The organism is Stutzerimonas stutzeri (genome assembly GCF_051028275.1).
GTDB lineage: Bacteria > Pseudomonadota > Gammaproteobacteria > Pseudomonadales > Pseudomonadaceae > Stutzerimonas > Stutzerimonas stutzeri_AS.
Map to the genome: position 1 here is coordinate 3,786,039 of NZ_CP069269.1, position 22,436 is coordinate 3,808,474.

At 61.7% G+C, this 22,436-nt stretch carries 19 protein-coding genes; 8 read left to right on the top strand and 11 right to left on the bottom strand.

Annotated features, from left to right (window positions below; translation table 11 throughout):
* Positions 1–28: 28 nt before the first annotated feature.
* The gene (locus tag JQR87_RS17655) at positions 29–1,528 is read left to right on the top strand and encodes a YifB family Mg chelatase-like AAA ATPase (protein ID WP_407294651.1); all 1,500 of its coding nucleotides are present in this window, start codon (positions 29–31) and stop codon (positions 1,526–1,528) included.
* 200 nt (positions 1,529–1,728) lie between these two features.
* Positions 1,729–3,696 (top strand): BCCT family transporter, encoded by a 1,968-nt coding sequence (locus JQR87_RS17660; protein ID WP_407294649.1) that lies wholly within the window; start codon positions 1,729–1,731, stop codon positions 3,694–3,696.
* A gap of 36 nt (positions 3,697–3,732) precedes the next feature.
* Here JQR87_RS17660 and JQR87_RS17665 read toward each other — a convergent pair whose 3' ends face one another.
* Positions 3,733–5,373, bottom strand: coding sequence for a putative bifunctional diguanylate cyclase/phosphodiesterase (locus JQR87_RS17665; protein ID WP_407297647.1), 1,641 nt, complete (start codon positions 5,371–5,373; stop codon positions 3,733–3,735).
* A 263-nt stretch (positions 5,374–5,636) separates the two neighbouring features.
* Here JQR87_RS17665 and rep point away from each other — a divergent pair, with 263 nt between their 5' ends.
* A complete protein-coding gene (gene rep, locus JQR87_RS17670) occupies positions 5,637–7,646 on the top strand; it encodes a DNA helicase Rep (protein ID WP_407294647.1) in 2,010 nt (669 codons plus the stop codon).
* A gap of 336 nt (positions 7,647–7,982) precedes the next feature.
* Here rep and JQR87_RS17675 read toward each other — a convergent pair whose 3' ends face one another.
* From JQR87_RS17675 to gap, 5 genes are all read right to left on the bottom strand, one after another.
* Positions 7,983–8,747: an IclR family transcriptional regulator gene (locus JQR87_RS17675; protein WP_407294645.1), complete on the bottom strand. Its 765-nt coding sequence runs from the start codon at positions 8,745–8,747 to the stop codon at positions 7,983–7,985.
* A 135-nt stretch (positions 8,748–8,882) separates the two neighbouring features.
* A complete protein-coding gene (locus JQR87_RS17680) occupies positions 8,883–10,385 on the bottom strand; it encodes a CoA-acylating methylmalonate-semialdehyde dehydrogenase (protein ID WP_407294643.1) in 1,503 nt (500 codons plus the stop codon).
* 5 nt (positions 10,386–10,390) lie between these two features.
* Positions 10,391–11,557, bottom strand: a complete 1,167-nt coding sequence (locus JQR87_RS17685) for an iron-containing alcohol dehydrogenase (RefSeq protein ID WP_407294642.1) — start codon at positions 11,555–11,557, stop codon at positions 10,391–10,393.
* Positions 11,558–11,900: 343 nt separating this feature from the next.
* The gene (locus JQR87_RS17690; protein ID WP_407294641.1) at positions 11,901–12,536 is read right to left on the bottom strand and encodes a cyclodeaminase/cyclohydrolase family protein; all 636 of its coding nucleotides are present in this window, start codon (positions 12,534–12,536) and stop codon (positions 11,901–11,903) included.
* A complete protein-coding gene (gene gap / locus JQR87_RS17695; protein WP_407294640.1) occupies positions 12,526–13,542 on the bottom strand; it encodes a type I glyceraldehyde-3-phosphate dehydrogenase in 1,017 nt (338 codons plus the stop codon). Before gap ends, JQR87_RS17690 begins: the two co-directional genes overlap by 11 nt.
* A 172-nt stretch (positions 13,543–13,714) precedes the next feature.
* On the opposite strand from gap, the gene JQR87_RS17700 reads away from it, so the two are divergent.
* From JQR87_RS17700 to JQR87_RS17715, 4 genes are all read left to right on the top strand, one after another.
* Positions 13,715–15,250, top strand: a complete 1,536-nt coding sequence (locus JQR87_RS17700; protein WP_407294639.1) for an alpha-amylase family glycosyl hydrolase — start codon at positions 13,715–13,717, stop codon at positions 15,248–15,250.
* A 2-nt stretch (positions 15,251–15,252) separates the two neighbouring features.
* On the top strand, positions 15,253–16,872 hold the full coding sequence (locus tag JQR87_RS17705; protein ID WP_407294638.1) for an alpha-amylase family protein: 1,620 nt from the start codon (positions 15,253–15,255) through the stop codon (positions 16,870–16,872).
* A gap of 4 nt (positions 16,873–16,876) precedes the next feature.
* Positions 16,877–17,467 carry a 3-keto-disaccharide hydrolase gene (locus JQR87_RS17710; protein WP_407294637.1) on the top strand — a complete coding sequence of 197 codons (591 nt, stop codon included), beginning with the start codon at positions 16,877–16,879 and terminating at the stop codon, positions 17,465–17,467.
* Positions 17,468–17,663: 196 nt separating this feature from the next.
* Positions 17,664–18,236 carry a xanthine phosphoribosyltransferase gene (locus JQR87_RS17715; RefSeq protein ID WP_407294636.1) on the top strand — a complete coding sequence of 191 codons (573 nt, stop codon included), beginning with the start codon at positions 17,664–17,666 and terminating at the stop codon, positions 18,234–18,236.
* Positions 18,237–18,248: 12 nt separating this feature from the next.
* Here JQR87_RS17715 and JQR87_RS17720 read toward each other — a convergent pair whose 3' ends face one another.
* The 5 genes from JQR87_RS17720 to dadA form a co-directional block, all read right to left on the bottom strand.
* Positions 18,249–18,767: a cupin domain-containing protein gene (locus JQR87_RS17720; RefSeq protein WP_407294635.1), complete on the bottom strand. Its 519-nt coding sequence runs from the start codon at positions 18,765–18,767 to the stop codon at positions 18,249–18,251.
* A 156-nt stretch (positions 18,768–18,923) separates the two neighbouring features.
* Positions 18,924–19,346, bottom strand: coding sequence for a c-type cytochrome (locus tag JQR87_RS17725; protein WP_407294634.1), 423 nt, complete (start codon positions 19,344–19,346; stop codon positions 18,924–18,926).
* A 160-nt stretch (positions 19,347–19,506) separates the two neighbouring features.
* Positions 19,507–20,055, bottom strand: coding sequence for a cupin domain-containing protein (locus JQR87_RS17730; RefSeq protein ID WP_407294633.1), 549 nt, complete (start codon positions 20,053–20,055; stop codon positions 19,507–19,509).
* Between the two features lie 110 nt (positions 20,056–20,165).
* Positions 20,166–20,522 (bottom strand): RidA family protein, encoded by a 357-nt coding sequence (locus tag JQR87_RS17735; RefSeq protein ID WP_407294632.1) that lies wholly within the window; start codon positions 20,520–20,522, stop codon positions 20,166–20,168.
* Positions 20,497–21,792 carry a D-amino acid dehydrogenase gene (dadA, locus tag JQR87_RS17740; RefSeq protein WP_407294631.1) on the bottom strand — a complete coding sequence of 432 codons (1,296 nt, stop codon included), beginning with the start codon at positions 21,790–21,792 and terminating at the stop codon, positions 20,497–20,499. The genes JQR87_RS17735 and dadA overlap by 26 nt, the downstream gene beginning before the upstream one ends.
* Before the next feature lie 148 nt (positions 21,793–21,940).
* Between dadA and JQR87_RS17745 the strand changes: the two genes are divergently transcribed.
* Positions 21,941–22,429, top strand: coding sequence for an Lrp/AsnC ligand binding domain-containing protein (locus JQR87_RS17745; protein ID WP_407294630.1), 489 nt, complete (start codon positions 21,941–21,943; stop codon positions 22,427–22,429).
* The last annotated feature ends 7 nt before the right edge of the window (positions 22,430–22,436 follow it).

Genomic DNA, 22,436 nt, shown 5'->3' on the forward strand with positions numbered 1-22,436 from the left:
GCCGGGGTCACGATCAAGGAGTGATCGAATGTCCCTCGCAATTGTTCACAGCCGCGCCCAAGTGGGCGTGGAGGCCCCCGCCGTAACGGTGGAGGCGCATCTCGCCAATGGCTTGCCCTCGCTAGCCTTGGTCGGCTTACCTGAAACAGCGGTCAAGGAAAGCAAGGACCGCGTGCGCAGCGCGATCCTGACCTCCGGCTTCGACTTTCCCGCTCGACGAATCACCCTCAATCTTGCCCCAGCCGACTTGCCCAAAGACGGTGGCCGCTTCGATCTGGCCATCGCCCTGGGGATATTGGCGGCGAGCGGCCAGATACCTGCGGATAGACTCGACACGCTCGAATGCCTGGGCGAACTGGCCCTGTCCGGGTCGCTGCGGCCAATCCAGGGCGTGTTACCGGCAGCGCTCGCGGCGCGACAAGCGGGTCGCGCCCTGGTGGTCCCCCGGGCCAACGCCGAGGAAGCCAGCCTGGCGTCCGGTCTGGTGGTCTACGCCGCCGACCACTTGCTGGAAGTCGCTGCGCATTTTAAGGGCGTGACGCCAATCGAGCCGTATCAAGCCCAGGGCCTGCTACGCCAGGTCCTGCCCTACCCCGACCTCGCCGATGTGCAGGGCCAAGCCGCCGCCAAGCGAGGCCTGTTGGTAGCAGCGGCTGGCGCCCATAATCTGCTGTTCTCCGGCCCTCCCGGCACCGGCAAGACGTTGCTGGCCAGTCGGCTTCCCGGCCTGCTTCCACCGCTGGAAGAGCAGGAAGCGCTGGAAGTCGCGGCGATTCAGTCAGTCGCCAGCCAGTCGCCCTTGGCCCACTGGCCGCAACGGCCTTTTAGACAGCCCCATCACAGTGCATCGGGGCCGGCGCTGGTGGGTGGAGGCAGTCGGCCAAGACCGGGGGAAATTACGCTGGCGCACCAAGGCGTGCTGTTTCTTGATGAGTTGCCGGAGTTCGATCGCAAGGTGCTGGAGGTTTTACGCGAGCCCCTGGAGTCGGGCCATATCGTGATCGCACGGGCACGAGACAAGGTGAGCTTTCCGGCACGGTTCCAGCTGGTCGCGGCAATGAACCCTTGTCCTTGCGGCTATCTGGGCGACCCCAGCGGGCGCTGCCGCTGTTCACCAGATCAGATCCAACGCTATCGGGGCAAGCTGTCCGGTCCGCTGCTCGATCGCATCGATCTACACCTGACAGTGGCTCGCGAGGCCACGGCACTGAACGCACCGCTTGCGGACAACGAAACCACAGCGATGGTCGCCGAGCAGGTGGCTGCAGCGCGACGCATACAGCTCAAGCGACAAGGTTGCGCCAATGCCTTTCTCGATCTTACAGGCCTACGCAACCATTGCCAGCTCGCGCCCGAAGATCAGCAATGGCTCGAGCGCGCCTGCGAACGGCTCGGTCTGTCGCTGCGCGCGGCGCACCGTATCCTGAAAGTGGCGAGAACGCTCGCAGATTTGCAGCACGCCAGCGCCATCACCCGCACGCACCTTGCTGAGGCGCTCCAATACCGACCTGGCAGTCAGGCTAGCTGAACGAGCAGCTGAAGCGAGCGCGGAGTCCGTCACGACTGCACGGTTCGATTCGCCGCGACTATCCGGCCGTTAAGCAGTCTCAGCATTAGTGAGACACCGCAGTCGCGTGGCAGCCCCGGTCAAAAGTTAACCCTTATGTTATGGTTATGCGTTCTTCGCCACAGGCGGCCACTCCCCAATAGGTTCTAAAGGAGCGCAGCATGGAGGCCAATAAGTCTTCTTCTCCCACTCTCAACCCACCCGTTTTCTACGGCTCTGCCGTTCTTGTCCTGCTCTTGGTGATCTACAGCGTCGCCACTCCCGAACATGCCCAAGGTGTGTTCAGCGATGTCCAGTCATGGATCATCGCCAACGTCAGCTGGCTTTACATCCTCGCCGTCGCGATCATCCTGTTGATGGTCGTGCTACTGGCCCTTAGCCGTTACGGCGAGATCAAGTTGGGCCCTGACCACAGCGAGCCGGACTACAGTAACCTGACCTGGTTCTCGATGCTGTTCTCAGCCGGTATGGGCATCGGTTTGATGTTCTTTGGCGTTGCCGAGCCGGTTATGCACTTCCTCTCGCCGCCGGTTGGCGAGGGCGGCACGGTCGATGCCGCACGCGAAGCCATGAAGATCACTTTCTTTCACTGGGGTCTGCATGCCTGGGCGATCTACGCCATCGTCGCGATGATCCTGGCCTACTTCAGCTATCGCCAGGGACTGCCGCTGACACTGCGCTCCGCCCTCTACCCACTGATCGGGGAACGGATATACGGCCCGCTAGGCCATGCAGTGGACATCTTTGCCATCATCGGCACCGTGCTCGGTGTTGCCACCTCGCTGGGGCTCGGCGTTACGCAGATCAACACCGGGCTGAACCACCTGTATGGCTTGCCCATATCGGTTCCGGTGCAGATCGCCTTGATTGCGGGCACTACCGTGCTGGCCACCATTTCGGTCGTGACCGGCCTGGACAAGGGCGTTCGGAGGCTGTCGGAGCTGAACCTGACGCTGGCCGTTCTGCTGCTTCTGCTGGTCCTGGTTGCAGGCCCTACCGTGTTTATCCTGCAAACCTTTGTGCAGAACACCGGTAACTACTTTTCGCAGATCGTCACCGCGACCTTCAACCTCTACGCCTACGAGCCGAACGACTGGATTGGCGGCTGGACCCTGTTCTATTGGGGCTGGTGGCTGGCATGGTCGCCCTTTGTCGGCCTGTTCATTGCCCGCATTTCCCGAGGCCGTACCATCCGCGAGTTCGTCACCGGCGTGTTGCTGGTCCCGACCGCCTTCACCCTGTTGTGGATGACGGTGTTCGGCGATACCGCGATTCACATGATCCTCTGGGAACACGTCACCAGCCTGGGCGAAGCCATCGAGCGCGACAGCTCCCTCGCACTGTTCGCGTTTCTTGAGTACTTCCCCTTCGCCTCGCTGCTGTCGTTGATCGCAATCATCATGGTGGTGGTGTTCTTCGTCACCTCGGCGGACTCCGGTGCGTTGGTCGTGGACATGCTCGCCTCGGGCGGTCAGGGCCAGACTCCGGTTTGGCAACGCGTGTTCTGGGCTGGCTCCATGGGTGCGGTCGCCATCGCCCTGCTGCTCGCGGACGGCCTGACGGCGCTGCAAACCGCGACCATTGCCAGTGCATTGCCTTTCACGATCGTGCTGCTCTGCGCCATGTGGGGCTTGCTCAAGGCGTTGCGCGTAGATGCCACCAAGCAGGGCTTGCGCTATCAGGCGGTCAGCACCACGCCCACCGCGCCGCAGTCTGAAGGTGGCTGGCGCCGCCGGGTGCAGAACCTGACCAAGTATCCGCGCCGTCGTGACGTGGAGCGCTTCATCAGCAACATCGCAGCGCCCGCCTGCGCCGAAGTTGCCGATGAACTGCGCAAACAGGGTTACACCGTGGAGCTTACGGGCGGAGACGACAACCGAACCGGGCTGCAGATCACCCATGAAGGCGCCCCCGATTTCATCTACCAGATCCGTCCGCGTGGCTATCCGATGCCAAGCTTTGTCGCAACCGAGGAGGGCGACGAGGAGGCGACCTACTTCCGAGCCGAGGTGCACCTCAAGGAAGGCGGGCAGAACTACGACGTGATGGGCTGGAGCCGTGATGGCGTGATCGGCGACATCCTCGACCAGTATGAGAAGCACATGCACTTCCTGCACATGGTTCGCTGACCAACAATGCGCCGGGCTCAATGCCCGGCGCTTCGTTCAGCAGCTCGCTTGCGCCGTGCGGCCACGATTAAGGAAAGGCCGCAGCTCAGAAAGCGGCAGCGGCTTGCTGATCAGGTAGCCCTGGACCTGATCCGCTCCGAAGCGACGCAACTGACCGAGCTGCGCCGCGCCCTCCACCCCCTCGGCCACCACTTCCAGGCCCAGGTCATGCGCCAGGCTTATCATGGCGCGAACCAACCGACCGTTTTGCGGGCGTGCTGCCATCTGATTGACGAAACTCTTGTCGATTTTCAGCAGGCTGATTGGCAGACGGCTTAGATGCACGAACGAAGAAAAGCCGGTTCCAAAATCATCCAGCGAGAACCGCACACCTAACGCAGCCAATGCGTTCATGGTGCCGCGCACCTGATCACTACGGCGCATTACGGCGGTTTCGGTGAGCTCGAATTCCAGCCAGCGCGGATCGACCCCCCGTTCCTCGATCAACCGCTCCAGCGTCGTCAACAACTGACTGTCCTGGAACTGGCGGAACGATAGGTTGACCGCCATATGCAACTCACCCGCACCGCTCTCGCGCAAGCTTTGCATGTCTCGCAGCGCCCGCGCGATCACCCAGTAGCCGAGCGGTACGATCAACCCGCTCTCCTCGGCCATCGGAATGAATTCGTCCGGTGCGAGCAACCCGCGCTGGGCATGCGGCCAGCGCACCAGCGCCTCCATGCCGACGATGCGACCGGTGTCGATGCACAGCCGCGGCTGATAGTGCAACTCCAGGTCATCGCGACGCAGCGCCCGTCGCAACTCGCCTTCCAAGTCAGCAAAATCGCTGGCGCTCCGGTTAACCCGCTCGTTGTAGAAATACCAGGTACAGCCTTGGCTCGCCTTGGCGTGCCGCATCGCCACCTGCCCCAGCCAGAGCAGTTGGTCGGGGTCCGTATCGGCCTTGGCATGTGCAAGCCCAAGGCTACAGCCAAGCATCAAGGTATCGCCGTCAATCCAATAGGGTTCGGCCAAGGCCTCGACAATGCGATCAGCGATCCGCTCGGCCCGATCAGGCTGGCGCTCGGTATCCAGCAGCAATGCGAACTCATCACCACCCAGGCGGGCCAGGGTGTCGCCCACCTCCAGCTGTTCCTTCAGGCGCGCTACGACTTGCAGGATCAGGCAGTCCCCTGCCTGATGACCCAGGGTATCGTTGACTCGTCGGAAGTTGTCCAGGTCCAGACACCCCAGCGTCAGGCCTTGCCCTTCATGCTCGGCCAGGCGCGACGCAAGCAGTGCTTGAAACCCCTGTCGATTGGCGATGCCGGTCAACGGATCCTGCACGGCCAGGCGTTGCAGGGCTCCCTCAAGGTTGCACCGTTCGCGGGCATAGCGCACGCAACGACGCAACAGGTCAGTGCTCAGGCGAGGCCCGGGTAGCCAGTCGATGACGCCTTCGGGCAGCCCTACGGGCTCGTCATCCAGCAACAAAACCGTGGGCCAGGGAAATTGCGCCGATGCAGGGCGAGAGCCCGGCGTGGTAATCAACAAGGCGTGACTGGACTCGGCAAGCTGAGCGATTGCGTCTGGCCAGTCTGCAGCCACGCTCAGCTTATGGCGACCGCGGACGGCCGACAAGGCAGCCTTAAGCTCTTCGGCCCAGGTGGGCACATCGGCAAGCAGAACCAGACGCATGGGTTGAATAAAGGATGTCACGGTATTTCCCCGGTTCGAACGGAGCGGAAGGTGGCTTGTCACCTCGACGTTGCACCTCCATGTGCGAAGCAGGACGGCAAGCTGAGCAACCTTGAGAGGGCGCCGCGGCGCATAGACTAGTGCATCGCGATTGATAACCCAGCCCTGTCGGCGACGACCGGTAGCCCCCATGTCTCGTCGTGGCCAACTAGCGGGGCCAGCCCTGCTAAACTCTCGCCCCCGCTTCAACAGACCAAACGACGATGTCCCGACTCAACCCCCGGCAGCAGGAAGCCGTGAACTACGTCGGCGGCCCGATGCTGGTGCTCGCCGGCGCCGGCTCCGGCAAAACCAGCGTGATCACTCGCAAGATCGCCTACCTGATTCAGCAGTGCGGCATCCGTGCCCAATACATCGTCGCCGTGACCTTCACCAACAAGGCCGCGCGCGAGATGAAGGAGCGCGTCAGCAGCCTGCTGCGCGGGGGTGAAGGCCGTGGCCTGACGGTCTCGACCTTCCACAACCTCGGCCTCAACATCATACGCAAGGAATACGCCAAGCTCGGCTACAAGCCCGGCTTTTCGATTTTTGACGAGGGCGACATCAAGGCGCTGCTGACCGACATCATGCAGAAGGAATACGCCGGTGACGACGGCGTGGATGAGATCAAGGGCTACATCGGCAACTGGAAGAACGACCTGATCACGCCCGAAGAAGCTTTGGAAAACGCCCGTAATCCGAAGGAACAGACCGCTGCGATCGTCTACACCCACTATCAGCGCACGCTCAAGGCGTACAACGCGGTGGATTTTGACGATCTCATCATGCAGCCGGTCAAGCTGTTCCAGAACCATCCCGAGGTGCTGGAGAAATGGCGCAACAAGGTGCGCTACATGCTGGTGGACGAATATCAGGACACCAATGCCAGCCAGTATTTGCTGGTGAAGCTGTTGGTACAGGAGCGCGCGCACTTCACCGTAGTGGGCGATGACGATCAGTCGATCTATGCCTGGCGCGGCGCGCGGCCGGAAAACCTGATGCAGCTCAAGGAAGACTTTCCTTCACTGAAAGTGGTGATGCTGGAGCAGAACTACCGCTCCACCAGCCGCATCCTCAAATGCGCCAACGTGCTGATCGCGAACAACCCGCACGCTTTCGAAAAGCAACTCTGGTCGGAAATGGGCCATGGCGATGCGATCCGCGTCATTCGCTGCCGCAACGAGGAAGCCGAGGCCGAGCGCGTGGCGATGGAAATCCTCACCCTGCATCTGAAAACCCAGCGGCCCTACAGTGATTTCGCGATTCTCTATCGCGGTAACTATCAGGCCAAGCTGATCGAGCTGAAGCTGCAACATCACCAAATCCCGTATCGGCTGTCCGGCGGCACCAGCTTCTTCGCCCGCCAGGAAGTGAAGGACCTGATGAGCTACTTCCGCCTGCTGGTCAATCCGGACGACGACAACGCCTTCCTGCGTGTGATCAACGTGCCACGCCGAGAAATCGGCTCGACGACGCTGGAAAAGCTCGGCAACTACGCCACCACGCGCAAGATTTCGATGTACGCCGCCTGCGACGAAATGGGACTGGGCGAGCATCTGGATAGCCGCTTCACCGACCGCCTGTCACGCTTCAAACGCTACATGGACAACCTGCGCATGCAGTGCGCGCAGAACGACCCCATCGCGGCCCTGCGCAGCATGGTCATAGACATCGACTATGAGACCTGGGTGCGTGGGCAGACCTCCAGCGACAAGGCTGCGGACTTTCGCATGGGCAACGTCTGGTTTCTTATCGATGCGTTGAAAAGCACCCTCGAGAAAGATGAAGAAGGCGAAATGACCATCGAGGAAGCCATCGCCAAACTGGTCCTACGCGACATGCTCGAACGCCAGCAAGAAGAGGAAGAAGGCGCCGAGGGTGTGCAAATGATGACGCTGCACGCGTCCAAGGGCCTGGAATTTCCCTACGTGTTTATCCTGGGCATGGAGGAAGAGATCCTTCCGCACCGCTCAAGCATCGAGGCTGACACCATCGAGGAAGAACGCCGCCTGGCCTATGTCGGCATCACCCGTGCGCGGCAAAACCTGGCGATGACCTTTGCCGCCAAGCGCAAGCAGTACGGCGAGATCATCGAATGCATGCCCAGTCGTTTCCTCGACGAACTGCCGCAGGAAGACCTGGAATGGGAAGGCCAGGAAGACGCGCCCGTAGAGGTCAAAGCCGCACGCGGCAACGATGCACTGGCGGCGATGCGCGCGATGTTGAAGAAGTAACGGTGGCGGCAAGACTCAAGCCGGCGTAGGGTGGATCAGCTTCACCGATCCACCGGGTGGCGATCCATCGGGTGGCGGTCCACCGGGTGGCGATCAGAGGGGCGGTCAGCGAGTAGTGCTCCACCAAGCGGATCATGGTGGGTGAAAAGAGCGCCATCCACCCTACTTACTGGCGGTGCTTTCGCCCGCTTCGATAGGCACAGCGCCGAATACAACGCGTGCCCCTGTAGGAGCGAGCTTGCTCGCGATCATGGCGTGCAGGAAGGCAGCCGATCGCCAGCAAGCTGGCTCCTACAGTTAGGGACGGTCGTATAGTCAGGCGTGCCCCGTCGGCTATCAGCCGGCGACGATCGCCTCCAGCTCCTTTGCCGCCGCACGCAGGCGGGGCACGAAGGTCAGCAGCGACTCCATCGAACAGCGGATCACAGGGGCATGGGTGAACAGGCAGGCGCTCAGCTCGCCGCGGGCATCGCGCACCGGCACGGCGCAGGCGACCATGCCATCGATGAATTCCTCCGAATCGGCGGCCAGGTCCTCTTCACGAATCCGCACCAGATCGTCACGCAGGGCACTCAGGTCGGTAATGGTGTTGCGTGCCATTTGCCGGATCGGCAGGCGCGGCAGGATGCGCTCCAGCTGGTCGGCCGGAAGTGAAGCCAAGTACAGTTTGCCGCTGGCGGTGCACCAGAGTGGCGTGTGGCTACCGATGGGCAGGTTGATCTGCAGCGGCCAGTTGGTTTGCACACGGTCGAAGTAGAGCATGTCCAGGCCATCCGGCACGGACAAGCCGCAAGTTTCGCCGATCTCGTCAGACAGCTGACGCAGGATGGCCTGGCGCAACGCTTTATGCCGACCGCTACCAAGGATGTTTACAGCCGTCGCGTGCAGCCGATCGCCCGGCAACAGGCCACCCTTGAGGCCGAACTGCAAAAAACCTTCTTTTTCCAGCGTTTGCACCAAGCGGTGAGCGCTGGGCTTGGGAATGTCCAGCTTATCCGCCAGCGCGCTGGGCGTTAGCGGCTCCGCGGCACCAGCCACGGCCTCGATGATTTCCAGCACACGTGTGATGGAGGAGCCTTTTTCGCGGGGACTGCTGCGCATCGCTTGCCTTGTTGTTGATGAATGGAGCGGCTGGCATGGGGTTACGTACAACGGGTGGGCCAAAGCCCACCCTACAGGACTCAAACGCTCCGTAGGAGCCAGCTCCTACGACAAGCCGGCGGCAACGGCTAGCCGTTACTTCATGGTCGGCATCGAGAAATCCGCGCCCGCTCGGATACCGGTCGGCCAGCGGCGGGTTACGGTCTTCATACGAGTAAAGAAACGGACGCCGTCCGGACCGTGCATATTCAGCGGACCGAAGATCGAGCGTTTCCAGCCGCCAAAGCAGTAGAACGCCATCGGTACAGGAATCGGCACGTTGATACCGACCATACCCACCTTTACCTCTTCCTCGTATTGCCGCGCGGTATCACCGTCACGGGTGAAGATCGAGGTCCCGTTGCCGAACTCATGTTCGTTCACCAGCTGCAGCGCCTCGTCGAAGGTTTTGACGCGCATGACCGCCAGTACGGGGCCGAAGATTTCCTCCTTGTAGATACGCATCTCAGGCCTAACCCGATCGAATAGCGTCGGACCGACATAGAAGCCGTTTTCGTAACCCTCGACTTTCAACCCTCGGCCATCACAGACCAGCGTCGCGCCCTCCTCAACGCCCAGATCGATGTAGCCGGATACCTTTTGCTGATGCTCGCGCGTAACCAGCGGCCCCATGTGCGGTTCGGGCTCGACACCTGTGCCCGGGCCAACGCGCATCTGAGCGATCTCAGCCTTGAGCATCCCGACCAGGTTGTCCGCCACCTCGTCCCCAACGCACACAGCCACCGAGATCGCCATGCAGCGCTCGCCAGCCGAGCCATAGGCAGCGCCCATCAGCGAGCCGACCACCTGCTGCGGATCGGCGTCGGGCATGATCACCATGTGGTTTTTCGCACCGCCCAAGGCCTGGCAGCGTTTCCCATGGGCTGAGGCGGTGGTGTAGATGTACTCGGCGATAGGCGTCGAGCCGACAAAACTCACCGACTGCACGCGCTCGTCGGTCAGCAGGACGTCCACCGCTTCCTTGTCGCCGTTTACGATATTCAGCACGCCCGCCGGCAGCCCGGCTTCGGCCAGTAATTCACCGAGCAGCATGGTCGCGCTCGGGTCTTTCTCCGATGGTTTGAGGACGAAGGTGTTCCCGCAGGCGATGGCCACCGGCAGCATCCACAGCGGCACCATGGCCGGGAAATTGAACGGCGTGATACCGACGCAAACACCCAGCGGTTGCATCAACGAGTTGGAGTCGATATCCCGTCCGACGTTGGGTGAGAATTCGCCCTTGAGCAGGTGCGGAATACCGCAGGCGAACTCCACCACTTCGAGGCCTCGGGTGACTTCACCCTGCGCGTCGGAAAACACTTTGCCGTGCTCCAGCGAGATGAGCCGCGCCACGTCGTCGCGACGCTCTTCGAGCAGAGCCTTGAAGCGGAACATGACCCGCGCGCGCACCAGTGGCGGTGTTTTCGACCATCCCTCGAAAGCCGCCTGGGCGGCCGCAATGACCTCGCGGGTTTCATCGGCCGAGGACAACGAAACGTAGAGGCGCGGCTCACCGGTAGCCGGGTTGTAGACCGTCGCATGGCGTTCGGAGCGGCCAGCGACGGCCTCGTTGTTGATCAGGTTGCCGAGGGTCTGCATGGGGCTCACTCCTGGTTCCAGACGGTTTCGTAGAGATCGATGATTTCCGCTTCGGTTGGCACGCGCGGGTTGTTGCCGGGCGATCCCGAGGCCAGCGCCTGACGCGCCATGGTTTCCCGCAGACTGAAAAAGCGCTCGCGGGTGATACCGAACTGCTCGGGGCTCGGCACCTGCAGCTCCCTATTGATCGCGCGAAGCTCGGTCAGCAGCTTGTCATTGGCCACCTCGACACTGTCGCCCTCGCCGGCCACACCCATGGCGCGGGCACAATCGGCATAGCGTTCGGGCGCTGCGGGAATAGAGAAGGCCGTGACCGCCGGCAGCAGCATGGCGTTGGATAAGCCGTGCGGCACATGAAAGAAGGCGCCGATGGGGCGGCTCATGCCATGCACCAGCGCCACGGACGCGTTGGAGAAAGCGATGCCGGCAAGGGTCGCACCCAGCATCATCGCCTCGCGGGCCTGGCGGTTACCGGGTTCGTGGTAGGCCGCCCGCAGGTTTGGCGCCAGCAAGCGCATGGCCTGTAGCGCTTGCGCATCGCTGTAGAGGCTGGCCTTGCGGCTGACGTAGGCCTCGATGGCATGTGTCAGTGCATCGATACCGGTATCGGCGGTGACGCGTGGCGGCAGGGACAAGGTCAGCTCGTAGTCGATCAAGGCAGCGACCGGCATGAAGCCTAGTCCAGCGCAGAGCATTTTCTCATCACTGGTTTCGTCAGTGATGATGGTGAAACGTGTCGCTTCCGAGCCAGTACCTGCGGTGGTGGGGATAGCGATCAGCGGCAAGCCGGCTTCGCTGACATCCCGCGGGAAGCGGTAATCACGCATCTCACCACCAAATTTGCCGAGTATGCCGATGGCCTTGGCCGAATCGATGGGGCTGCCGCCACCCAAGGCGATGATCGAGTCATAGCTGCCCTGGCGCACCATCTCGACACCCGCCTTGATCGATGCCGCGGTCGGCTCGGGCAGGGTGTCGGCGAAGCACTCGCTGGGAATGTCGGCCTTGCTCAGGATCTCGCTGAGCCGTGCGACGTAACCCAGCTCAACCATCATCCGGTCGGTCACGATCAATGGGCGCTTGCAGCCCAGATTGTGCAGCACGGATACGATCTGCTGGCTCGCGCCGGCGCCGACTTCCATCAAACGCGGCAGAACAATGCGGTGGCTCATGGTGTTCTCCGATGGGCGTTCTCGCTGTGTTCGGGCAAGGTTTAGAAAAACAGCCCTACCCGAACGTATTGCGCAAGCAACCCCTAGTCTCGATTGTTGTTTTGGGGGGGGTCGTCTCACTTGGCCTTGAGACTAGAAACAACCCATGCAGCCGTCAACCTAAAACGAGACGTTTTTTCTCGTTATTGGAAAAGAACACCACAGGTAACGGGATGGTGCGGGAGCGTGACGTGAACGCCGGATTGAACCGCCAGCACGCTGGCTCCTTCAGCTCAACTGGGGTTTGTCACAGCCCTGCGTCACTGCCGACGCGGGCTGTTAGTAGAAGCCACTGTGCTGGCGATCACTTGTGCGAGGGACTGGACTGAGCTCGATCGACCAGACGCCGCACCAGGTCGTCGCCCTCGGCCTGCAAGCGCGTTCGCATGCGCGCCGCCTGATCACGGTTGGCAGCGTCTTCGAGCCCACCCATGTCCGCATCGACGTTGATCAAGGCTGCGCTGAGCCCCGCATGAATGAGCACGGCGCCGGCCCGAGTATCGCTTTGCACGTTCGGATCGGTACACGGCCAGGCATCGACCGCCAACTCGAGCGCCTCCAGACAGCAATGCGCTAAAGCCAGCGGTACGGCACAGGCCTGACGAGACGCCGCCTGCTTCTGTTCGGGCTCACCCTCACGAGCAGCGCTCAGGTAGTCGCCGAAGGCCTTAACATCATCATCCGCGAACGCACCGGGCCTGCCTGACAGCGCCTCCGCCGTTTGCAGCAGCTGGCGGCGAGTCGGATCGGACCCGTGGGCCTCGCTGATACGCAGCCCCTTGAGGACCAATGCAAGACCGATGTCGGCCGTGACAGCGGCCGCCGCACCACAACCGGGCGTAGGTTGACTGGCAGCCGTAGCCGCCCTGAAATCTGCCAGCCGTTGCGCCCAGACGCCCGCGTGATCGCCGCTGACCAATGCAGGTCGATCAGGCGGCACGGCCGGCATCCTCACCCCAGGCCAGCAGAACGTCGAGCATGCGGTTGGAGAAGGCCCACTCGTTGTCGTACCAGGCCAGCACCTTGACCAGATCGCCCTGGACGCGTGTATGGCTGAGATCGGCTACGCATGACGTTGGATGGCCAAAGAAATCCCGCGACACCAGCGGCAGGTCGTTGCACTCCATCACCCCGAGCGGCATCTTCTGCGCACCGTCACGCAGGATCTGATTGACGGCGTCGACGCTGCCCGGCGCCCGTTCCGCGGTGAAGGTCAAGTCGACGAGCGACACGTTTGGCGTCGGCACCCGCACCGCTAGGCCATCAAGGCGCCCGGCCAGTTCGGGTAGCACCAGCCCGATGGCCTTTGCAGCACCTGTCGTGGATGGAATCATCGATTCGGCCGCGGCACGGGCGCGGTAGAGGTCCTTGTGCGCCTTGTCCAGCAAGCTCTGGTCGTTGGTGTAGGAGTGCACGGTATTCAGCAGGCCCTGGCGGATTCCCACCGCCTCATGCAGCACCTTGGCCATCGGTGCCAGGCAGTTGGTGGTGCAGGAGGCGTTGGAGATCACCCGCTGGCTTCCCAGCAGCTCGTGGTTGACGCCATAAACAACGGTCAGATCGGCCCCATCGAGCGGGTGCGAAGCGAATACACGGTTGGCACCGGCCTGGAGATGCTGCTCGATCATGTCCCGTTTCTTGAACTTGCCAGAGCACTCGAGCACTACATCGACGTCGAGTTGCTTCCACGGCAACTGCGTCGGGTCGCGCTCCTGCAGCAACCGGATCGACTGGTCGCGAATCTGCATGACGTCATCGTGCAGATCGACCTGCCCCTGGAAGCGGCCAAAGGTGGTATCGAAGCGCGTCAGGTGCGCCATCGCCGAACGCTCACTGAGGTCGTTGATCGCTTCGATGCGGATGTCGTTTTCCAGATTTCGCTCGAACAGGGCACGCAATACAGCTCGGCCGATACGGCCATAACCGTTGATGGCAATACGCAACATGGCGGTCTCCTGGTGTCGTTGAGGCTGGTGAAGGTTAGTCGGAGTATCCCGGGTCGCGTTCAGTACCGTCCGACGGAGATCAACGAATCAGGGAAACCGGAGCACCGCTCGTCAGTCGTACACCTCACAGGGCCGTTGCGCCGGGCCTGCCGAATACCGGAGGGGCACGAGCATGAGCGAGTCAACCCAAGCACCCTGGTGGAAAGGGGCCACCATCTACCAGATCTATCCGCGGTCCTTTGCCGACAGCAACGGCGACGGCATAGGCGACCTCAACGGCGTACTCCGCCATCTCGACCATCTGCAGCAGCTCGGTGTCGATGCGCTTTGGTTGTCGCCAATTTTTCGTTCGCCGATGGCCGACGCCGGCTACGACATCAGCGACTATTGCGACATTGACCCGCTGTTCGGTTCGCTCGACGACATCGACCAGCTGATCGCGGAAGCCCACGCGCGAGACATTCGCGTATTGCTGGACTTCGTGCCCAATCACACATCCGACGAACACCCCTGGTTCGCCGAATCGCGCAGCTCTCGGGACAATCCCAAGCGCGACTGGTACATCTGGCGTGACCAGCCGAACAACTGGCGGGCGGCGCTGGGCGCTGGCAGTGCCTGGACGTGGGACGAGCACACCCAGCAGTACTACCTGCACCTGTTTCTCGCCAAGCAGCCGGACCTCAACTGGCGCAACCCGGAGGTAGTCGAGGCGATGCACGACGTGCTGCGCTTCTGGCTTGACCGCGGTGTGGACGGCTTTCGCATTGATGTCATCCACTGCACCGGCAAGGACCCAAGCTTTGCCGACGACCCGCGCTGTCAGGCCGGCCAGCCGTTGTCGGATTTCAACGATCAACCCTATAGCCATGAAGTGCTACGCGGCCTGCGGCGCCTGGTCGATAGCTATCCAGGCGACCGCATGCTGGTGGGCGAGGTCAATATTCGCTCCACGGAGCGTGTTCTTCAGTATTACGGCGCTGGCGACGAGCTGCACCTGGCCTTCAACTTCAACCCGCTCGACGCGCCTTGGGACCCTGTGCTGTTCCGCACCTGTATCCGCGATGTGCAGCATTGGCTGCAACCCGCCGGGGCCTGGCCGACCTGGGTGCTGTCCAACCACGACAACGTGCGCCAGCGCAGCCGTTACAAAGGCTCCGAGCAGGCCGCTCGCGCCGCTGCGGTGTTGTTGCTTACGCTCCGCGGCACGCCCTTCATCTATCAGGGGGAGGAGCTGGGGCTTGAGGATGCGGTGATCACCGCTGAAACCCGTGTCGATCCGGGCGGTCGTGATGGCTGTCGCGCACCCATTCCCTGGCAAGCCGAGGCGCCACACGGCTGGAGCGGCGCCGAACCCTGGCTGCCTTTCCCCCCGGAGGCCGATGAGCTGGCTGCAGAACGCCAGGTGAGTGCTGCCAATTCGATGTTCGCGCTTTATCGACGGCTACTGGCGGCCCGTAAAGCCAGCCCGGCGCTGCATCATGGCAGCTTCGAAGAGCTGCCGTCACATCCCGAAGTGTTGGCCTATCGCCGGCAGCGCGGCGACGACTGTCGCCTGGTCTGCATCAACTTCGCCGAACAACCCCACGCCTACCCGCACGCCGGTGACTGGCTCGTGGACGTTGCCAGCGACGGGGTCAGCGAAGGCGAACCCTATGGCGGAACCTTGAATCCGGGGCAGGCTGTCGTCCTGCGCCCAGCGGAGAACTGAGCATGCGCCCACTCTGGTACCGCAACGCCGTGATCTATCAGGTCGACCCCGCCCTGTTCCGCGACAGCAACGGCGATGGCTGCGGCGATCTGCGCGGGATCACCGAGCGCTTGGACTACATCCGCGGCCTGGGTGCGACGGCCGTGTGGATCATGCCGTGCTACGAGTCTCCATTTCTCGATGCCGGCTACGACGTCACCGATCACTTGCAGATCGCGCCGCGCTTCGGTGATCTCGCCGACATGGTCGCGCTGCTGGAAAAAGCCGAGGAGCTGGGCCTCCACGTTATCGTCGAGTTACTGGTGCAGCACACGTCCATCGAACACAAGTGGTTTCAGGAAGCACGCCGCGATCGAAACTCGCCCTACCGCGACTACTACATCTGGGCGGACGAGCCGGATGATTCCATGGAACCGATCTTCCCGACCGTCGAGGACAGCATCTGGACCTGGGACGAGGAAGCCGGCCAGTACTATCGTCACCTGTTCTACAAGCACGAGCCGGACCTGGACCTGACCAACCCACGGGTTATCCACGAAATCGAACGCATCATGTCGTTCTGGCTGCGCCTGGGCGTGTCCGGGTTCCGCATCGATGCGGCTGTGCACATGGTTCGCCAGGCCGGTGGCGGTGACCTGAAAAAAGGATACTGGCTGCTCGAACACATGCGAGATTTCGTCACCATGCGCCGGCCTGAGACGGTACTGCTCGGTGAGATCGACACCGACCCGGAGAAGTACGTCGAGTATTTCGGCGACGAGGCCGACCGCGTCACCCTGCTGCTGGATTTCTGGACCAACAACCATCTGTTCCTGGCGCTGGCGCGGCAACAGGCCGCGCCCCTCACCCGCGCCCTCAACAGCCAGCCGCTGCCGCCCAGTCATTCGCAATACGCGCTCTGGATTCGCAACCATGACGAGTTGAGCCTCGACCGGCTGGAAGAAAGCGAGCGAAACGAAGTGATGGACACCTTCGCGCCCGATCCGAAGATGCGCGCCTACAACCGAGGGATTCGTCGGCGACTGGCACCGATGCTTGATGGCGATGAACGACGCATTGCCGCCACTCATGCCCTGCTGTTCTCACTACCCGGCACCCCGATCATCCGCTACGGCGAAGAAATCGGCATGGGCGATGACATGGAGCGCCCCGAACGACAAGCCGTACGCACACCCATGCAATGGTCCAACGAACCCAACGCAGGCTTCTCCTGCACGAACGGTGAGCTGGCGGCGCCCCTGATCGACGAAGGACCCTTTGCCTTCGAGAAGATCAACGTATTCGCGCAGACCCTGCGCAGCGATTCTTTGATGGCGCGCACTGGCAACATGATCCGTACCCGCATCGGGCTGCGTGAGATCGGCATCGGCAAGCGCGAGACGGTGGAGGTCGACGATCCGGCCGTGTTTGGCATTCGCCATGACAATGGCTCCACCGTACTCATGCTGGTCAACCTGGTCGACAAGGAAACGACCGTGGAGATCACTGCGGACGACTTACAGGACATGGTCGACGTGCTCGCTGATTGCAACTACGACCAGCCCGAAGGCTCGCCGCTCAAGATCCGTCTAGGGCCGTATGGCTACCGTTGGCTGCGGCGCAAACAGCAACTGTTTGGATAAGCTCATGATCAAACAACTTGATGCGTCCCAGTGGCGCGCCTGGCACGGAGACGGCTTTCCCGATGATTGCTGGCGTGTGGAGGACGATGAACTGCATGCCATCGCCGGCACACGACGGGTCGACCTGATCTCGCGGCAGCGTTACCGCGACTTCGTGCTGCGCCTGGAATTTGCCCTGCCTGCTGGGGGCAACTCCGGCCTGTTCTGCCGCGTCGAAGAAAATACCGAACTCAGCTGGCAGAGCGGGCCGGAAATGCAACTGCTCGATGACCAGGCGCACCCTGATGGTCGCCAACCCACGACACGCAACGGCGCGCTGTACGGGCTGCTGCCACCGGAACTGGAGACGGCAATCGAGCCCGAGCGGTTCATCGAAGCCGCCCTGAGCGCCCGCAACGGCGAAATCGAGCATTGGCTGGCCGGACGCTGCGTACTGCGCTATCGCCTTGATGATCCGGCCGTGCAGGCGCGCATAGCCGGCAGCAAGTTCAGCGGCTACCCCCGTTTTGCCAGGGCCGCCGAAGGCCACCTTGTGCTGCAGCACCACGGCGAAGCGGTGCGTTTCCGCCGCCTGTCGATAGAAACATTGGACTGAACGGTCCACTTGGACCCGCGCATCGAATTGAGCGAGAATGCGCGGCTTTCCAGGCTGCGGTAAGCCGTGACGAATGGGCGCTGGATCAAAACGAGCTGGGCGCTCGCCTTTATGGCGCAGCGCCCAACTGGTTTTTCGGCCCCCCCCCCCCGATTCGTCAGGCAACCCGGCCGCTCACGCTTGAGGTAGCGCGTTCGTGGAACAGCTGAAACAGAAGATCCGCAATGAAGGCATCGTACTCTCCGACCGCGTACTCAAGGTCGATGCGTTCCTGAACCACCAGATTGATCCCATGCTGATGCAGCAGATCGGTCAGGAATTTGCTCGCCGGTTCCGCGACGAGAAGATCACAAAGATCGTCACGATCGAAGCGTCGGGCATTGCTCCGGCGATAATGGCCGGCCTGGAACTGGGCGTACCGGTGATCTTTGCCCGCAAGCATCAGTCGCTGACCTTGACCGATCACTTGCTGACAGCCTCGGTGTACTCCTTCACCAAGCAGGTCGAGAGCACCATCGCGATTTCAACCAACCACCTGTCGCCCAGTGATCGGGTGCTGGTTATCGACGATTTCCTGGCCAACGGCAAAGCAGCCAAGGGGCTGATCTCCATCATCCAGCAGGCAGGCGCGAGCATCGCCGGACTCGGCATCGTCATCGAAAAGTCGTTTCAGGCAGGCCGGCAGGAGCTCGAAGAAGCGGGTTTCCGGGTCGAATCACTGGCGCGCGTGGCCGCCCTCAGCGACGGCCAGGTGGTGTTCGTCGAGTAAGCGACCGAACGCTTATTCCTTGCGCCACAGGCCAACCAACGCGCCCTGCGTGCCGGCAACCGGATCGCTTACCGGAACGCCGACCCGCTGAGCGCGCGCTCTTGCCTCGTCATGGTGAGCGGCATCCGGGCGCAGCAGATCGTATTCCTGATCAACGGGATAACCGCCCACCACTTCGAAATCATCGCTGGCGCTGAGCTGGCAGTGGCCGGTGCCGGCTGGCAATACCAGCGCGTCGCCTGCGCACACCTCGACTTCCTGCCCTTGCTCGCCGCCGAGCATCAGCCGCGCCGAACCACGCGATACCCCTAGCACTTCATGGGCGGTGGAATGGTAATGGTGATAACCATACACACCCGCGCGCCACTGGGCCGGCCACAGATGGCTGTTGAACAGATTTTCGAACGCGCTGGCATAGTCGTTGTCAGCGAGCGGCAGCTGCCGGTACACCAGCACCGGGTGCGAGCTGTTCGGCGTACGGCCGTCGCTGGAAAAGTGAAGTTGCTCGGGTTGCGGGGCGGAACTGGGCATGGGCACCTCATCTTCTTGCCTGGACCGGCGTCGCCAATGTCCAGGGTACGGGTTTCAAGTTTCGACCCAGCGCCGTGCAGCTTTTCTCCCCAACCAGAAACGACAAAGCCGCCCGAGGGCGGCTTTGACTGACCGGCTGACGCTTGGCTGCGCCTGTTACAGACCGGACATTTGCTTGATTGCGGCGAGCAATTCGTCATCCGAGCAGTCAGCGCAGGTGCCTTTCGGCGGCATGGCGTTAATGCCTGTGATGGCATTGGCCAACAAGCCGTCCAGACCACCCGCCTTGTCGGCGTGGGCTTGCCAGGCAGCAGCATCGCCAACCTTTGGCGAATTCAGCAAACCGGTGCCATGACAGGCATTACAGAACTTGGCGACCACTTCTTCACCGCTGCGAGCTCCGCCACCAGCCGAAGCAGCTGCTGGACCGGCCGCTGCGCATTCCTCGCCCTGGATACAGACACTACCCACCGGCTTGAGGCGTTCGGCGATGTCATCGTTGGTCGCAGCCTGAGCGCTCACTGCCCATAGGGCAACTACGGCAGCCTGCGCTACCAGGATCTTCTTAATCAGGTTCACCTTATACCCTCATGTGGCTAGACACGCTCGCGGCCACGGTATCGCGAGCGGTGGTCAGTATAACGGCAAGCCATGCCCGCCGAAACAATACGAAAGGCCCTGCCATCCCCAGCGACGCTTTGTCGCACAGCCAACAGGGATGCCACAGGTCTGCCGCGACCTAGAAATTGGCTGGTGTCGTGGCGCTGATCAGCTTGGCAGGCGCCTCGAATGGATTGCGGAAGCGATGCGGCTTGCTGCTTTCGAAGTAGTAGCTATCGCCGCTTTCAAGAATGTAACTCTGGCCGCTGACGGTCAGTTCCAGACGCCCTTCAACCAGCATCCCAGCCTCCTCCCCCTGATGCGAAAGCATGTCCGTGCCTGTATCCGCCCCGGGTGGATAAGTTTCGGCGAGAAAGGCAATCGCGCGGCCTGGATGGGCCTTGCCAACCAGCTTCATGCTGACGGCACCGTCGGAAATATCGATCAGCTCGCCAGCTTTATAAACGACCTGGGTATCGGCGTCCTGATCGAAATCAGGCGAGAAGAACTCAACCAACGACATGGGGATGCCGCTCAGCACCTTCTTCAGCGAACTGATGGACGGGCTGACGCTATTTTTCTCGATCATGGATATCGTGCTGTTGGTAACGCCTGCACGCTTGGCGAGTTCACGCTGGGACAAACCCTTGAGCTTGCGGATGGTTTGCAGCCGAGCACCGACGTCCAATACGGGAGCCCCCAATAAGAGCGATTGTTGAGGGCGCTATGATGGCGAGGGCGTTCAGTATTTTCAACACAACGGGACGAAATGACCAATCATCCCGTGTTGCGATCCGGTTAAGCCGGCAGTGCGGCCACGACGGACAGCTCGACCAGGATCTCCGGCTCGCAAAGCTTGGCCTCTACCGTGGCGCGCGCAGGCGCGACGCCTTCGGGAAGCCACTGATCCCAGACGGCATTCATGCCGGCGAAATCGGCGTCGATGTCTTTCAGGTAGATGGTCACCGAGAGGATGTGCTGCTTATCGGTACCAGCCTGCTGCAGGAGACGCTCGATATTATCGAGCGTCTGGCGGGTTTGTTGTTCGATCCCCGCGCTCATGTCCTCGCCTACCTGACCGGCCAGATAAACCGTGTTGCCGTGGATGACGATCTGGCTCATGCGAGCGTTAGTGTGCAGGCGCTGTATGGGCATTGTGCGATTCCTTCTGGGTGCCGTAGCGGGAAATATCGAGGCCGTCGGTACTGATCTGCGTGCGTTTTTGAGCCAGCATGTCGGCCAGCAAGCGTCCGGAACCACAGGCCATGGTCCAGCCAAGAGTACCGTGTCCGGTATTTAGATACAGGTTACGATAGCGTGTGCCGCCGATGATCGGCGTACCGTCCGGGGTGGCCGGGCGTAGACCGGTCCAGAGTTCGGCGCTGCTCGGATCGCCGCCCTGCGGAAAGAGGTCGCCAACGACCATCTCCAAAGTATCCCGGCGACGTGGATTGAGTGACAGATCATGTCCGGCAATTTCAGCCATGCCGCCGACGCGAATACGCTGCTCGAAGCGGGTGATGGCAACCTTGTAAGTCTCGTCGAGCACGGTGGAAACCGGTGCCATCGAGGGGTCGCTGATCGGTACGGTCAACGAGTAGCCCTTGAGCGGATAGACGGGCGCGCGTATGCCAAGCGGCTTGAGCATCTGCGGACTGTAGCTGCCCAGCGCCAGCACATAGCGATCAGCCTTCTCCAGCTGGCCGTCGATCCAGACGCCTTCGAGCCGATTGCCCGCGAATTGCAGCCGCTCGATGCCCTGATTGAAACGGAACTCGACACCCAGCTTGCGAGCCATGTCCGCGAGCTTGGTGGTGAACATCTGGCAATCACCGGTCTGATCGTTGGGCAGGCGAAGCGCCCCACTGAGTCTTTCCGAAACCGTGGCCAGCGCCGGCTCGGCGCGCGCGATGCCAGCACGATCAAGCAGTTCATAGGGTACGCCAGAGGCATCCAGCACAGCGATGTCCTTGGCCGCGTTGTCGAGCTGCGCCTGCGTGCGGAACAGCTGAGTCGTACCGCATTGCCGCCCTTCGTAGTCGATACCAGTTTCAGCACGTAACTCATCCAGGCAATCGCGGCTGTACTCAGACAGTCGCACCATGCGCTCCTTGTTCACGGCATAGCGTGCGGCCGTACAGTTACGCAGCATCTGCGCCATCCAGAGGTACTGGTGGATATCGCCGGTGAGCTTGATGGCGAGCGGCGCATGACGTTGCATCAGCCATTTCATCGCCTTGAGCGGCACGCCGGGGGCGGCCCAGGGCGACGCGTAGCCGGGGGAAACCTGACCAGCGTTGGCGAAGCTCGTCTCCATCGCCACGGCTGGCTGACGGTCGACAACCACGACCTCGAAACCGGCCCGAGCCAGATAGTAGGCACTGGTGGTACCGATCACGCCGCTTCCCATCACCAGAACACGCATCGTCGTCTCCCACCCGTGCTAACGGGCTTTTTCGAGTCACTGTTGATGCGAAGTATAGAAAGCGTAAGGCAGTGTTTTTCGCTATATATGAAGCTATATTTGCGATTAATTCACGCCTGAAAAGGCTATTCCAGAGGCGATATGCCTAATGCGAACCAAGCACCAGACCCGCCGCGAACTGGACAAGATCGACCGCCAGATACTCCGCCTGTTACAGACTGACGGACGCATGCCCTTCACGGAACTCGGCGAGCGTATCGGCCTGTCGACCACACCCTGCACGGAGCGCGTCAGGCGTCTGGAGCGTGAGGGCATCATCATGGGGTACACCGCGAGGCTGAACCCGCAGCATCTGAAAGGCGGCTTGCTGGTATTCGTGGAGATCAGCCTGTCCTACAAGTCCGGCGACATCTTCGAGGAGTTTCGCCGCGCCGTGCTGAAGCTACCGCATGTGCTGGAGTGTCACCTGGTTTCGGGCGACTTCGACTATTTGATCAAGGCCCGCATTTCTGAAATGGCGTCGTATCGCAAATTGCTCGGAGATATCCTGCTCAAACTGCCACATGTGCGCGAGTCCAAGAGCTACATCGTCATGGAAGAGGTAAAGGAGTCTTTGGAGCTGCCCGTTCCGGATTGATCCGATA